The following is a 13,321-nucleotide window of genomic DNA, read 5'->3' on the forward strand; positions in this document are numbered from 1 at the left end:
CGTTGTTCACCGGCAATTTTTTGCAATAACGGCATTAGCTTACAACGAATTCACAAATTAGCAAATGAGTTCAACATCACCCATCCAAAGATGCCCGGGCGTCAATTACTAAAAATTTAGTTTGACAGGTACGCAAAAAATCGCTGATGCTGTCCGGCATCCGGTTACCGCCGGAAACCATAATCTTTGGGAGGAGACAGATGCGGAGACATCTACTTTCCGCAGTGGCGGCGGCTGCCGTCATTGCGGGGCACGGTTCTGCTTGGGCCGACGAAGCCGCAGCACAACGTTGGATCGACGACGAATTCCAGCCATCAACCCTGTCGAAAGACGAACAGATGGCCGAGATGCAGTGGTTCATCGAAGCTGCACAACCTTATGCTGGCATGGAAATCAACGTCCTGTCGGAGGGCATCCCGACCCATTCCTATGAGTCCGAGGTTCTGACCAAGGCGTTCGAGGAAATCACCGGCATCAAGGTAAACCACCAAATCCTCGGTGAAGGTGAAGTGGTTCAGGCTGTTCAGACCCAGATGCAAACGGGCCGGAACCTGTATGACGGCTATGTCAACGACAGTGACCTGATCGGTACGCACTCGCGCCTGCAACTCGCCTATCCGCTGACCGACATGATGGGTGGTGACTGGGCGGCGACAACTTCGCCGACTTTGGATCTGGATGACTTCATGGGCATTCAGTTCACGACTGGCCCGGACGGCAAGCTGTATCAGCTGCCCGACCAGCAGTTTGCGAACCTGTACTGGTTCCGTAAGGACTGGTTCGATGATGAGGCCAACAAGGCCGCGTTTAAAGAGAAGTACGGCTATGACCTGGGTGTTCCGGTCAACTGGTCGGCCTATGAGGACATCGCTGAATTCTTCACCAATGACGTGAAAGAAGTCGACGGCGTGACGATCTATGGCCACATGGACTATGGCAAACGTGCGCCCGACCTTGGCTGGCGCATGACCGACGCCTGGCTGTCGATGGCCGGTGCCGGCGACGTTGGCGAGCCGAATGGTGTTCCGGTCGATGAATGGGGCATCCGCATGGAAGCGGGCACCTGTAACCCCGTTGGCGCATCCGTATCGCGCGGTGGTGCAGCCAATGGCCCGGCTGCGGTCTATGCGATCCGCAAATGGGATGAGTGGTTGCGCGCCTATGCGCCTCCGGGTGCGGCGTCTTATGACTTCTACCAGTCGCTGCCTGCACTCAGCCAGGGCAACGTGGCGCAGCAGATCTTCTGGTACACCGCCTTTACCGCCGACATGGTGAAGCCGAAGTCCGAAGGCAACAACACCGTGGATGACGAAGGCACACCGCTGTGGCGGATGGCACCCAGCCCGCATGGCCCCTATTGGGAAGAAGGTCAGAAGGTTGGATACCAAGACGTGGGATCGTGGACTTTCCTGAAATCGACCCCCGAGGATCGTGCTCAGGCCGCGTGGCTCTATGCTCAGTTCGTGACGTCCAAAACTGTTGACGTGAAGAAGTCCCATGTGGGTCTGACCTTCATCCGCGACAGCTCGGTCAATCACGAGTCGTTCACCGAACGCGCACCCAAGCTGGGTGGTCTGGTTGAGTTCTACCGCTCGCCTGACCGTGTGGCGTGGTCGCCGACCGGCATCAACGTTCCGGATTATCCGAAGCTGGCCCAGATCTGGTGGCAGCAGATCGGTGACGTGAACTCGGGCGCCTTCACCCCGCAAGAGGCGATGGACCGTCTGGCTGAGGAAATGGACATCACCATGGCCCGTATGCAGGCCGCGGATGAAAGCGCCGGTGTCTATGGCGGCTGTGGTCCGCGCCTGAACGAGCCGCAGGATCCGTCCTTCTGGTTGGAAAAAGCAGGTTCGCCCAAGGCCAAGCTTGAGAACGAAAAGCCACAGGGCCAGACCGTCAACTATGACGAGCTGGTTCAGCGCTGGCAGTCTCAGTAAGCCAAAGCAATCGGGGATGCCGTATGCGGCATCCCCATCCCAAGGCCAGTGCGATGCACTGAAGGACCGGAACTCACGGACATGATCGAACTTCAAGACGCGACCAAAAGGGTCGGCAACGTCATCCATATCAAGCCCACAAACCTGAAGCTTCATACAGGTCACTTCAACGTTCTGTTGGGAGCGACCGGATCGGGCAAAACCTCTCTGATCAAGATGATGGCCGGGCTGGACCCGATCGCCTCGGGCAAGGTCCTTATGGATGGGCAGGACGTGACTCGGCTGAACACGCAAAAGCGACAGATCAGCCTGGTGCACCAATTCTTCGTGAACTACCCCCACATGACCGTTTTTGACAACATCGCCTCGCCCTTGCGCGTAGCTGGCATGGTAAAGTCCGAAATCGAGGGCCGCGTGGAAGAGGCCGCCGATCTGCTTCAATTACGCCCCATGTTACACCGCCGCCCGCATGAGCTGTCGGGAGGCCAACAGCAACGTACTGCGCTGGCTCGGGCCATCGCGAAAGAAAGTCGTGCGGTCTTCCTGGATGAACCGCTGGCGAACCTGGATTACAAACTGCGCGAGGAACTGCGCGAACAGCTGCCGGACCTGTTCGCTGGACGCGGCGCAGTGGTGGTTTACGCCACCTCGGAACCCGAAGAGGCTCTTTTGCTGGGCGGCTACACGGCCTTGATGGAAGATGGTCGCGTGACTCAATTCGGACCGACCGCAGACATTTACCGCAACCCTGAAAACATCGCCGCCGCGCGCGTCTTCTCTGACCCGCCGATAAACGTGGCCAGCATCACAGTTTCGGGCGCTCAGGCGCAACTGGCGGGCGGCGGAGGCTGGGCTGTTTCTGACATGGCTGACGGCGATTACATGGTTGCCGTGCGCCCGCACAGAGTGACGCCATTCCGTACGTCTGACGCGGACGTCGAACTGACAGGCCGCGTCATCGTGACAGAACTGTCCGGCTCGGATTCCAGTGCGCATTTTCGGCACGGATCGGATGACTGGGTCTCTCTGGCCGCTGGCGTGCACCCTTATCAGGTTGGTGAGGATCACAATTTCTACCTGAATCCGGCCCATTGCCGGTATTTCAGCCAAGACGGCAAGAGGGTGGCCTGACATGGCACAGATCAAGCTTTCAAACCTGCGACACAGCTACATGCCCGCGCCGAAAGGCCCCGAGGATTATGCGCTGAAAGAAATTGATGTGACCTGGCGCGATGGTGGGGCATACGCTCTGCTCGGGCCGTCGGGCTGCGGCAAGTCCACGCTGCTGAACATCATATCCGGCCTTCTTACCCCCTCGGAAGGTCGGATCCTGTTTGATGACCAGGACGTCACCGCCCTGCCCCCCGATCAGCGCAACATCGCACAGGTGTTCCAGTTCCCGGTGATCTACGACACGATGACCGTGGGCGAAAACCTGGCCTTTCCGCTCAAAAATCGGGGCGTAGATGCAGCGACGATCAAGCGCCGCGTCGATGAGATTGCCGAGATGCTGGACGTCACGGATATGCTGAATACCCGCGCCAGCGGCCTCAGCCCAGACAACAAGCAGAAGATCTCGATGGGGCGCGGTCTGGTCCGTGATGACGTGAACGCGGTGATGTTTGATGAACCGCTGACCGTGATTGACCCGCATCTGAAATGGAAACTACGGTCCAAGCTGAAAGAGCTGCACCAACGCGTCAAGGCCACCATGATTTACGTGACCCACGACCAAACCGAAGCGCTGACTTTCGCGGACGAAGTGGTCGTGATGCAAGAGGGCGAGGTCGTGCAGATTGGCACCCCGGTCGAGCTGTTCGAGCGGCCCCAACACACATTCGTCGGCCATTTCATCGGCTCACCGGGCATGAATGTTCTGCCCTGCGAGGCCAAGGGTGACCGCGCGGTGTTCGAAGGACACGAGGTCATGTTGGAAGGTCCCACCTTGGGCGAAGGTGGCCGCACCGATCTGGGTATTCGCCCGGAATACATCAGCTTTGGCGAAACAGGCGTCCCTGCGCATGTGACCAAAGTTGCGGACATCGGTCGCCACTATGTGGTCAGCGCCATGGTTGGAGACACGCCGGTAAAGGCGGTGGCGGAACACAACGCGCCCAACCCAGGCTCGCATGTCTTTCTGCAATTCAAACCAGAACAATCCCGCGTCTACCGTGACGGCTGGATCGCAACTCAGGAGCGGGCGCAATGAGAACGGAAAACCAAAAGGCCTGGTTCTTTGTCCTGCCAGTGCTGGCGCTGGTCGCGTTCAACGCGCTGGTGCCAATGATGACGGTGGTCAATTACTCGGTGCAGGAAACCTTCGGCAACAACCAGTTCTTCTGGGAAGGGCTTGGCTGGTTTGAACAAATCCTACGGTCGGACCGGTTCCAAGCGGCCCTCGGTCGGCAATTCCTGTTCACCTTCCTGATCCTGATCATTGAGGTTCCACTGGGCATCATCGTGGCGCTGTCCATGCCCCGCAAAGGGTTCTGGGTGCCGGTCTGTCTGGTCCTGATGGCGCTGCCCATGTTGATCCCATGGAACGTGGTCGGCTCGATGTGGAACATCTTTACCCTGCCCAAGATCGGCCTGCTGGGATACTTCTTGAATGATGTTTTGGGCATCAACTATGACATGACGCAACAGCCGATCTCGGCCTGGATCACTGTGATTGTCATGGATGTCTGGCACTGGACCTCGCTGGTCGTGCTGCTGTGCTACGCGGGCCTCGTGTCAATCCCGGACGCCTATTATCAGGCAGCCAAGATCGACGGTGCCAGCCCATGGTCCGTGTTCCGCTATATTCAATTGCCCAAGATGAAGACCGTCCTAACCATCGCCGTTCTGCTGCGCTTTATGGACAGTTTCAACATCTATACCGAGCCCTTCGTCCTGACCGGCGGTGGCCCCGGCAACTCCACCACCCTGTTGTCGATCGACCTTGTGAAGATCGCGCTCGGACAGTTCGATCTAGGCCCGGCGGCCGCGATGAGCCTGATCTATTTCGCCATCACGCTGCTGGTCTCTTGGGTCTTCTACACACTGATGACAAAGGATGACGCGGAATGAAAAAGCGGTCCCTGATCCCGATCCTCTATATCGCGTTCCTGATGCTGCCGATCTATTGGCTGGTGGCGATGTCCTTCAAGACCACGAACGAGATTCTGTCGGGCTTTTCCCTATTTCCTCAGACCTTTACGCTGGAGAATTACATCACCATCTTCACCGATCCGACGTGGTATTGGGGCTATATCAACTCGATCCTCTATGTGACGATCAACACGGTGCTTTCGGTCTGTGTGGCACTACCTGCGGCTTATGCGTTCTCTCGCTATCGGTTCCTGGGGGACAAGCAATTGTTCTTCTGGCTGCTGACCAACCGAATGGCACCGGCGGCGGTGTTCGCTCTGCCGTTCTTCCAGCTCTATTCCTCCATCGGCTTGTTCGACACCCATCTGGCGGTTGCACTGGCACACACATTGTTCAACGTGCCATTGGCAGTGTGGATTCTGGAAGGCTTCATGCGCGGCATCCCGAAAGAACTGGATGAGACGGCCTATGTCGATGGCTATTCCTTCCCGCGCTTTTTCGTGACGATCTTCCTGCCCAACATCAAAGCGGGCGTCGGCGTCGCAGCCTTCTTCTGCTTCATGTTCTCATGGGTGGAAATGCTGCTGGCGAAAACCCTGACTGCAGTCGAAGCCAAACCCATCGCCGCCGTGATGACCCGCACCGCATCAAGCGCGGGGTATGAGCTGGGCCTACTGGCTGCCGCCGGGACGCTGACCATCATACCCGGTGCCATCGTCATCTGGTTTGTCCGCAACTACATCGCGCGCGGTTTCGCGATGGGCCGAGTGTGAGGTTCGATATGCGTAAACTACTATTCACCCTCCCCTTCCTGCCCACCATGGCTGTCGCTCAGCAAGCGGGTTGGGGCAATGTCGGCCAGCAAGAAGAAAAGGGGTTTTCCTGGACCGATCCCCTTTGGCCCGATTTCTGGATGGCATGGACGCCAGCAACTCTGGCCCTGTTCGTCGGTATTTTTTCGGCAATCGCCCTGATTGGCTTGCTCGAAGGGTTCAAGTACCGCGATGGGATCGAACGGCGTGGTGTGCTGGGATTGACGACCACATTGGGCGACAGGCTGTTCATCACGCTTCTCGGCTCGGCCTATATCTTCCTCGCCTGGCTGGGAATTGTCGGACAACCTGTCTGGACGCCACTTTTCCTGTCGATCGGCTGGGGTATCTTCGTCTTCTGGAAAGTTTAAGCTTTGCGAAACAGCGAAAGGATGCTTGTCTGTCAGGCATACGAACCATGACGACACCGAGATCGATGCGAAAGAAAAAGACGACTAATCTGCTGACCGAGGTCGAACTGGAGTTCATGAACGAGCTCTGGGCTCTCGGGGAAGGCTCGGTGCGCGATGTCCTGGACCGCCTGCCCTCAGAACGCAATCTGGCCTATACGTCTGGTGCCACGATCCTGCGTATTCTGGATGAAAAAGGTTTTGTGGAAAGCCGCAAGTCAGGAAAAACCCTGATCTATACGCCGCTTTTGGAAAAGGACAGATATCAGGCCCGTTCGCTGCAAAACCTGTCCCGCACTCTGTTCGACGACACCCCAGCTACACTGGTGGCACGGCTCGTCGATGATGCCGGGCTGAGCGAAGCCGACCTGGAGGACATTCGAGCGCTGGTAGAGAGGAGACTGCAAAATGACAGCGGTTAGACCGGTTCTCGACGCATATATCGAACTCAACATAGTGCTGGCATTGTCGGCTGCCATCTGGTTGATGGCACGCGTCGCCCTGGCCCGCACGACTCTGCGCCATGGCTATGTCGCACAGCTGCGCGCTCTCAAGGTTCTGTGCATTTGTATTCTGATCAGCCCTTTTCTAGCGTTGGGTGTGTCGTCTTTGGCCGCTCACGCATGGCCGGGGAGCGCCGTCGCCCTTGGTGACATAGCAGTTGCCGCTTATCTGCGCGGTGATATCGCCATGCCTGCCGTGCAGTTCGAGGCCCTGCTGAATACACGTGAAAGATGGGTTGATCTTGCTTTGTCAGGACAGCAGCCCGTTTTCATCTCACTCGCCGCCCTGTTCGCTGTCGCTGCGGCTGTATATGCCATTCGAGCTTTACGGGACGCAGTGATGATCCGACAAACGGTCAGGTCCAGCTTCCTTTGGCGGCAATCGGCAAAGGTGGATATCCGCCTCTCTGATCGCATTACCGTGCCGTTCGCGGTGCGTGGTCTGCGCCGTCGTCATGTCGTTCTGCCCAGCCATCTTCTGGACACACCGCGCGAGCTACGCTTTGCGCTGGCCCATGAGTTTCAGCACATTCGCGCGGGCGATGTGGAATGGGAACTCGGCTTTGAGCTTCTGCGCCCTCTGCTGTTCTGGAATCCGGCATACCTGATGCTCAAGTACCAATTCGGCCGCTTGCGTGAACTGGCATGTGACCAATCCGTTGTTGCGCGCAAAAGGATCGATGCGCGCGAATATACCACGTGTCTTCTGGACTATTGCGCGCGCACTCTTTCAACAAGAAATCCGCGCGTCTTAAACGTTGCCTTTGTGACCGGTGGAAAAGCCAAACGCGTACTGCGTCAGCGCGTGATTGCATTGACCGATGCACAGCCCGCCGAGACGCCTTTGCCGGCGGTGTTTCTTGGCATGTCACTGACGTTCGCCACCCTTCTGGCGCTTGGGGCGGCTTCGATCCAGCAAACACAAGACTGGAGTCATGACCGTCTTATGCTGTCGACCGTGGTCAATCTGGAACGTCTTGAGGCACGCAATCAGGGCAACTGATGCGATGCGTTACCAGCCGCGGCGCCCAAACAGGGAATGAATCCGGCCCTGATCCACAAATGGTTCGGGCGCGAGCGAACGTCTTAGTCGGCCAACCACGCGCTCAACCATGACCCAGCTGATTAAGGCGAAAATGACGCCGCCAAAAGCTTGTCCCAACAGAACACCGGACGCCCCCGCGAGATTTGATCCGATGGTTGCGAAAACCCAGGTTCCTACCGTGTGACGCCCCCAATTGATCCAAGTTGAATAGACTGGATGCCCAAGATTGTTAAAGCTGGCATTCGAAACAAAAATCACACCGTTGAAAAACGATGCCAGCGCCAGAGGTCCGCAGAACAAATAAATGAGAACCCGAGTTTCACCTTCGGCCGCAAACAAATCCGCAATCGGCGCCCGCAAGAGAAACAGAATCGCAGCCATACCCAGAACATAAAGCCCCGTGAATTTGATTCCGGCCAGAAAGGCCGTGCGCACCCGATCGAATTTCTCAGCTCCGAAATTCTGCCCGATGATTGGCCCTATTGCCCCCGACAAGGCAAAGATGACCGAAAAGGCCACTGGCAGCAGCCGCCCTATGACGGCCATACCCGCCACCGCGTCCGTTCCGTATTGCGCAATTTCCCGCACAACGATGGCATTCCCAATGGGCGTAGCTACATTTGTCAGAACGGCAGGAATCGCGATGGCCCGCACAGGGCGCAAGTCCTGTGCCACCTGCTTCAAAGACGGGCGTGCAAAGCCCTGATGAACCCGCAACGCGGGCCATAGCGCCGCCGCCAGCATGCACAGCCGCGCCAGAACCGAGGCAATCGCGGCCCCATCCAGCCCCAGCCCCACAGCAAAGATCAGGATCGGGTCCAGAACGGCATTCACCACTCCGCCATAGATCGTTGCCATCATCGACCGTCGTGCATCGCCACGAGCGCGCAGCACGGCCATGGCCGCCATGGCAATCGACATGACGCACATTGTCGGCAGGATGATCGAGACATAGCGCATTGCCAGCCTAAGAACCTCACCTTCTGCGCCAAGCAATGACAACAGATGGCTAAGGTTCAACAAGACCAGAACGGGTACGACCAACCCGACGATCAAACCCAGCACCGCCACACTGGAGGCATAGTGCCGGGCTTGCTCGGCGCGCCCCGCCCCTAGTTCGCGCGCGACCAGTGCCCCAGCAGAAATCGAAAGGCCGATATTGATCGCATTGGTGAAGAACAGCAGCGTTCCCGCATAGCCCACCGCCGCCGCCAGCGCGTCGTTGCCCAGCATCGAAATGAAGACCATGTCCACAAAGTCGACGGCAAAAATTGCCATCAGCCCGATGCTTGTCGTCAACGACATGCGGGTGACGTGCCGCATCAGACTGCCGCTCAGGAATACGGCTTCGGTTTGAGATTGGTTGGACATTCTAACCTGTGGTGGTCGGTGTGTTATCTCGCCAGCATCACAGATCGCCGCCACGGGTCAACGGTTTCGTTCCGATCTTTATGGTCGCGGATGAACACCCGACACAACCCGCTATCCCGTTTTGCCATCTACAGCCCCATGAGGACGTGTTAGAACTGCCGAAACACCAATTGTCCGAGGTGAGGCAGAGCATGAAACTGGAATTCCACCACATCAACTTCGTGGCTGATGATGTTGATCGTATGCATGATTTTTACACTAACGTGCTGGGGCTGGATGATATCCCGCAGGATAATTTCCCGCGCACCGAAGCTGACAAAGACAGCGGCTATGACGGCAAAATCCGCTTTGCGACCGAAGGCAACATGCAGATGCATTTGGCCCAGCGCGCCTTTGACGTGGCCTTCAAGAACGGGCGGGTGATCAACCCAGTCGAGCGCGGCCACATCGCCTTTCGCACCGATGATCTACCCGCCTTCCTGAAGCTGCTGGACGAACGCGGCATCCCCTATTCAGACTATGGCACAACGTTTGCGAAAGAATGGCATCAGGTGTTCTTTCACGACCCCGAAGGCAATGTGATCGAAGTCCATCAGCAGGTCGTTCAGGACGACTGATCCGCAAAGGGCGGAGCCAACCGCCCTCTCCCGGACCCTGGCCCTCAGACAAATCGGTTGACGTAGTTTTCCAGCATTTCCTGACGACCCGATCGCGGCTGCGGATTGATCCCCTCGGCCAAAACCCGCGCAGCAATCTCGTCCAAACCGGAACTCAGCATCGCCTGTGCCTCGGGCGTCTTCCAGCCTGCGTAGCGGTCAGCCAGCGCCTGTTCCAAACCGCCATCTTCAAGCATTGCAGCCGCAGCTTTCAGGCCCCGAGCGCAGATGTCCATCCCGCCCACATGCGCGGCAATCAGATCTTCGGCGTCGATGGATTGTCTGCGCAGCTTGGCGTCGAAATTGGTGCCGCCCGAGGTAAACCCGCCTGATTTTAGAATGTGGTAATAGGCCAGCGCGACTTCGGGCGTGTTGTTAGGAAACTGATCCGTGTCCCAACCCGATTGATAATCGTTCCGGTTCATATCGATGGACCCCAGCATCCCTTCGGCTGTGGCCACGGCGATCTCGTGCTCAAAGCTATGCCCCGCAAGGATCGCGTGCCCCTGCTCGAGGTTCAGTTTGACCTCATCCTCCAGACCGTACTTGCGCAGGAACCCGATGCAGGTGGCAGCGTCAAAATCATACTGGTGCTTTGACGGCTCCTGAGGTTTGGGCTCAACAAGGATCGCGCCTTTGAACCCGATCTTGTGCTTGTACTCGACCACCATGTTCAGGAAACGGCCCATATGATCCAGTTCAGCCTTCATGTCGGTGTTGAGCAGCGTCTCATACCCTTCACGCCCGCCCCAAAGCACATAGTTCTCGCCGCCCAGCTTGTGGGTGGCGTCCAGACAGGATTTCACCGTGGCTGCGGCAAAAGCATAGACATCGGGATCAGGGTTGGTGCTGGCACCACCCATCCAGCGGCGATGGCTGAACATATTGGCCGTGCCCCACAGCAGCTTGGTGCCCGACACCTGCATCTTTTCACCGATATAGTCGGTGACCTCGTTCAGTGTCCGCAAATTGTCGGCGAAATTTCCCTGTTCGGGGCGAATGTCCGCATCATGCCAGCAGAAGTAAGGTTGCCCCAAGATTTCAAACATCTCAAAGGCCACATCGGCCTTCATCTTGGCGCGGCCCATGTCGTCCTGCGGATGCCAGGGGCGCTCGAAAGTGGGGCCTCCAAACGGATCCCCCCCTTCCCACGCGAACGAATGCCACCACGCCACGGCAAAACGCAGGTGATCCTCCATGCGTTTACCCATGACGATCTCGTCCCGGTTGTAGTTACGGAATGCGAGCGGGTTCTTACTGCCCTCGCCCTCGAATTGGACCTGCTCGATCCCTTGAAAGAAACCGCTCGTCATCTCGCTTACCTCATTCCGTCTTTTCGCCGGGCTTCTTGCCCAGAATGATCATCGACAACAGGTCGTCATCGGTGACATCAGGGATGTCCACGGTACCAACCAATTGCCCGTTCTTCATGACCGAGGCCCGGTCGCACAGCTCCATCACCGCGTGCACATCGTGGTCGATCAGGAAAATCCCGATGCCTTGCGCCTTTAGCTGTTGGATCAGGTCCGCCACCATTTGCGTTTCATGCGGACCCAGCGCGGCCGTAGGCTCGTCCATGATCAGGATGCGTGCGTTGAAATACACCGCGCGCGCAATGGCCACCGATTGCCGCTGACCACCCGACAGGGCCGAAACCGGGTCGTTGAACTTCTGAAAGTTCGGGTTCAGCTGCGCCATAATCTTGCGGCACTCAGCCTCCATCGCAGCATCGTTGACCAGACCAAAGGGGGTGACCATCTCGCGCCCCAAAAACAGGTTCGAGCTTGCATCCAGATTGTCTGCCAGCGCCAGCGTCTGATAGATCGTCTCGATATTGTTGGCGCGCGCGTCACGCGGGTTGTTGATCTCAACCTTCTTGCCATCAATCAGGATTTCACCATGGTCCATCTGATAGGCGCCCGAAAGCACCTTGATCAGAGTGGACTTACCGGCCCCATTGTGCCCCAGTAGGCCCACAACTTCGCCCGGGTACAGATCAACTGAGACGTGGTCTACCGCCTTGATGCCCCCGAAAGAAATCGAGATATCGCGCATTTCCACAAGCGGAGGCTGGCCGGAACCACGGCCCGAAGCTTGGTTCTGTGTTTCTTGAGCTTGCATCATTTCGCCCCCAGACGTTTGCGATAGACGATGTCGATATAGACAGCCAAAACCAGGACAGTGCCGACGACGATGTTCTGGAACGGCGCATCCACGCCGACCATGGCCATGCCCGATTGCAGCGCCTGCATGATCAAAGCACCAAGGATTGCGCCGTAGATCGTACCAATACCACCCGACAGAGCGGTTCCACCGATCACCGCAGCAGCAATCACGCGCAGTTCATCCAGCGTGCCAATATCGTTCGAGTGGTTGGCCAGACGGGCCGAGGCCACAACCGCTGACAACGCACACAAGAATCCCATCAGAGCAAAGATTTTGACGGTCATCATGCGCGTGTTGATACCGGACAACTCTGCCGCATCCGGGTTGCCGCCAGTGGCAAAGATGTAACGGCCAAAGCGGGTTTTGCGGGCTACAACGGTCAATGTCACGGCCACCAGGATCAGGATCAGAACCGAGATCGGAATGCCGTAGCCAACAATCAGCCCCTCGGGCATGGTCTCACCCCGCGCTTCGAACATCCGTTCCAGACGGCGGGTCGGGATTGCATAGCTGTTGACGATCAGGACATAGCCCATGATGGCGATGCCAATGATTCCAGCCAGAGTTGTCTCAGCCCAAACAGGTTTCACAGGGAACCCGTGGGCGGCTTTGGACCGGCGGCCGCTCCACAACGCCCAGATTGCAATAGCAGTGGCGGCAAGGCCGAACAAAAGGCTGACGGTAGTTCCCAACGTGCCGTTTGTCCCCCCGAACATCAGGAAGGTGCTGTCCAGCGGGCCGATTGTCTGGCCATCGGTCATGTACCAGGCAACGTTGCGCCAGACCAGAAAACCGCCAAGCGTCACGATAAAGGCCGGAATGGTCAGGTAGCCCACCATCCAACCATGGAAGGCGCCGATCAATGTGCCCACCACAAGACCCACGACCAAAGTGATCGCCCAGGTCGCCGGGTGGTTCAAACCCATTCCCAATACGTTGGGCAATAGCTCGGTCTGAGTCATCGCCATGACCGCAGATGTGGTCGCCAGAAGCGCCCCAACCGACAGGTCAATATGGCGCATGACGATAATGAACACCATGCCACAAGCCATGATCGCAACCGAAACGGTCTGGATCGACAGGTTGAACAGGTTTCTGGGTGTCAGAAAACGGCCATCCGTAACGATGTTGAAGCCGATGCACAGGATGATGAAGGCGCCGATCATGCCCAATAGCCGCATATCCAGTTCCAGCTGCTGGAACAGGTTGGCCTTTGCTTTTTGGGGTACCGGCTGAGACGAAGTTTCGGTCATATCCGATCTTTCATGTTCAGCTATGATCTCTGGCCCACCCTTGCGGGCCAGAGACGTTGTGATTTGGAACTTGGT

General features: G+C 57.5%; 13 protein-coding genes. 9 read left to right on the forward strand and 4 right to left on the reverse strand.

What is annotated here, in order from left to right; translation table 11 throughout:
* Nucleotides 1-200: 200 nt before the first annotated feature.
* From GS630_RS09135 to GS630_RS09170, 8 genes are all read left to right on the forward strand, one after another.
* A complete protein-coding gene (locus tag GS630_RS09135; protein WP_171089189.1) occupies nucleotides 201-1,940 on the forward strand; it encodes an ABC transporter substrate-binding protein in 1,740 nt (579 codons plus the stop codon).
* A gap of 81 nt (nucleotides 1,941-2,021) precedes the next feature.
* A complete protein-coding gene (locus tag GS630_RS09140) occupies nucleotides 2,022-3,071 on the forward strand; it encodes an ABC transporter ATP-binding protein (RefSeq protein ID WP_171237333.1) in 1,050 nt (349 codons plus the stop codon).
* Between the two features lies 1 nt (nucleotide 3,072).
* The gene (locus tag GS630_RS09145; protein WP_171237332.1) at nucleotides 3,073-4,149 is read left to right on the forward strand and encodes an ABC transporter ATP-binding protein; all 1,077 of its coding nucleotides are present in this window, start codon (nucleotides 3,073-3,075) and stop codon (nucleotides 4,147-4,149) included.
* Complete coding sequence (locus GS630_RS09150) at nucleotides 4,146-5,009, forward strand: carbohydrate ABC transporter permease (protein ID WP_171089183.1); 864 nt, start codon at nucleotides 4,146-4,148, stop codon at nucleotides 5,007-5,009. Before GS630_RS09145 ends, GS630_RS09150 begins: the two co-directional genes overlap by 4 nt.
* The gene (locus GS630_RS09155) at nucleotides 5,006-5,803 is read left to right on the forward strand and encodes a carbohydrate ABC transporter permease (protein ID WP_171236423.1); all 798 of its coding nucleotides are present in this window, start codon (nucleotides 5,006-5,008) and stop codon (nucleotides 5,801-5,803) included. Before GS630_RS09150 ends, GS630_RS09155 begins: the two co-directional genes overlap by 4 nt.
* An 8-nt stretch (nucleotides 5,804-5,811) precedes the next feature.
* Complete coding sequence (locus GS630_RS09160) at nucleotides 5,812-6,213, forward strand: DUF2160 domain-containing protein (RefSeq protein ID WP_171174917.1); 402 nt, start codon at nucleotides 5,812-5,814, stop codon at nucleotides 6,211-6,213.
* 65 nt (nucleotides 6,214-6,278) lie between these two features.
* Nucleotides 6,279-6,674 carry a BlaI/MecI/CopY family transcriptional regulator gene (locus tag GS630_RS09165; protein ID WP_171174919.1) on the forward strand — a complete coding sequence of 132 codons (396 nt, stop codon included), beginning with the start codon at nucleotides 6,279-6,281 and terminating at the stop codon, nucleotides 6,672-6,674.
* Nucleotides 6,661-7,758, forward strand: a complete 1,098-nt coding sequence (locus tag GS630_RS09170) for a M56 family metallopeptidase (RefSeq protein ID WP_171174921.1) — start codon at nucleotides 6,661-6,663, stop codon at nucleotides 7,756-7,758. The genes GS630_RS09165 and GS630_RS09170 overlap by 14 nt, the downstream gene beginning before the upstream one ends.
* A gap of 9 nt (nucleotides 7,759-7,767) precedes the next feature.
* Here GS630_RS09170 and GS630_RS09175 read toward each other — a convergent pair whose 3' ends face one another.
* On the reverse strand, nucleotides 7,768-9,171 hold the full coding sequence (locus tag GS630_RS09175; protein WP_245223141.1) for an MATE family efflux transporter: 1,404 nt from the start codon (nucleotides 9,169-9,171) through the stop codon (nucleotides 7,768-7,770).
* 191 nt (nucleotides 9,172-9,362) lie between these two features.
* On the opposite strand from GS630_RS09175, the gene GS630_RS09180 reads away from it, so the two are divergent.
* Entirely contained in the window at nucleotides 9,363-9,788 is a 426-nt protein-coding gene (locus GS630_RS09180) for a VOC family protein (RefSeq protein ID WP_171174923.1), read from the forward strand.
* A 44-nt stretch (nucleotides 9,789-9,832) separates the two neighbouring features.
* Here the strand turns inward: GS630_RS09180 and xylA are convergent, their stop codons facing one another.
* The 3 genes from xylA to GS630_RS09195 are packed head-to-tail and all read right to left on the reverse strand — an operon-like array spanning nucleotide 9,833 to nucleotide 13,246.
* Complete coding sequence (gene xylA / locus GS630_RS09185; RefSeq protein ID WP_171619371.1) at nucleotides 9,833-11,140, reverse strand: xylose isomerase; 1,308 nt, start codon at nucleotides 11,138-11,140, stop codon at nucleotides 9,833-9,835.
* A gap of 10 nt (nucleotides 11,141-11,150) precedes the next feature.
* Nucleotides 11,151-11,948 carry an ATP-binding cassette domain-containing protein gene (locus GS630_RS09190; protein ID WP_171174927.1) on the reverse strand — a complete coding sequence of 266 codons (798 nt, stop codon included), beginning with the start codon at nucleotides 11,946-11,948 and terminating at the stop codon, nucleotides 11,151-11,153.
* Nucleotides 11,948-13,246, reverse strand: coding sequence for a sugar ABC transporter permease (locus GS630_RS09195; RefSeq protein WP_171174929.1), 1,299 nt, complete (start codon nucleotides 13,244-13,246; stop codon nucleotides 11,948-11,950). Before GS630_RS09195 ends, GS630_RS09190 begins: the two co-directional genes overlap by 1 nt.
* Nucleotides 13,247-13,321: the final 75 nt, after the last annotated feature.

It is taken from the genome of Ruegeria sp. HKCCD7303 (assembly GCF_013111185.1).
GTDB lineage: Bacteria > Pseudomonadota > Alphaproteobacteria > Rhodobacterales > Rhodobacteraceae > Ruegeria.

Bases quoted from the DNA above. Each gene is read 5' to 3' on its own strand.
- GS630_RS09195 (WP_171174929.1), bottom strand. From the start codon at position 13,246: ATGACCGAAACTTCGTCTCAGCCGGTACCCCAAAAAGCAAAGGCCAAC.
- GS630_RS09150 (WP_171089183.1), top strand. From the start codon at position 4,146: ATGAGAACGGAAAACCAAAAGGCCTGGTTCTTTGTCCTGCCAGTGCTG.
- GS630_RS09165 (WP_171174919.1), top strand. From the start codon at position 6,279: ATGCGAAAGAAAAAGACGACTAATCTGCTGACCGAGGTCGAACTGGAG.
- GS630_RS09135 (WP_171089189.1), top strand. From the start codon at position 201: ATGCGGAGACATCTACTTTCCGCAGTGGCGGCGGCTGCCGTCATTGCG.
- GS630_RS09180 (WP_171174923.1), top strand. From the start codon at position 9,363: ATGAAACTGGAATTCCACCACATCAACTTCGTGGCTGATGATGTTGAT.
- GS630_RS09140 (WP_171237333.1), top strand. From the start codon at position 2,022: ATGATCGAACTTCAAGACGCGACCAAAAGGGTCGGCAACGTCATCCAT.
- GS630_RS09170 (WP_171174921.1), top strand. From the start codon at position 6,661: ATGACAGCGGTTAGACCGGTTCTCGACGCATATATCGAACTCAACATA.
- GS630_RS09175 (WP_245223141.1), bottom strand. From the start codon at position 9,171: ATGTCCAACCAATCTCAAACCGAAGCCGTATTCCTGAGCGGCAGTCTG.
- GS630_RS09160 (WP_171174917.1), top strand. From the start codon at position 5,812: ATGCGTAAACTACTATTCACCCTCCCCTTCCTGCCCACCATGGCTGTC.
- xylA (WP_171619371.1), bottom strand. From the start codon at position 11,140: ATGACGAGCGGTTTCTTTCAAGGGATCGAGCAGGTCCAATTCGAGGGC.
- GS630_RS09145 (WP_171237332.1), top strand. From the start codon at position 3,073: ATGGCACAGATCAAGCTTTCAAACCTGCGACACAGCTACATGCCCGCG.
- GS630_RS09155 (WP_171236423.1), top strand. From the start codon at position 5,006: ATGAAAAAGCGGTCCCTGATCCCGATCCTCTATATCGCGTTCCTGATG.
- GS630_RS09190 (WP_171174927.1), bottom strand. From the start codon at position 11,948: ATGCAAGCTCAAGAAACACAGAACCAAGCTTCGGGCCGTGGTTCCGGC.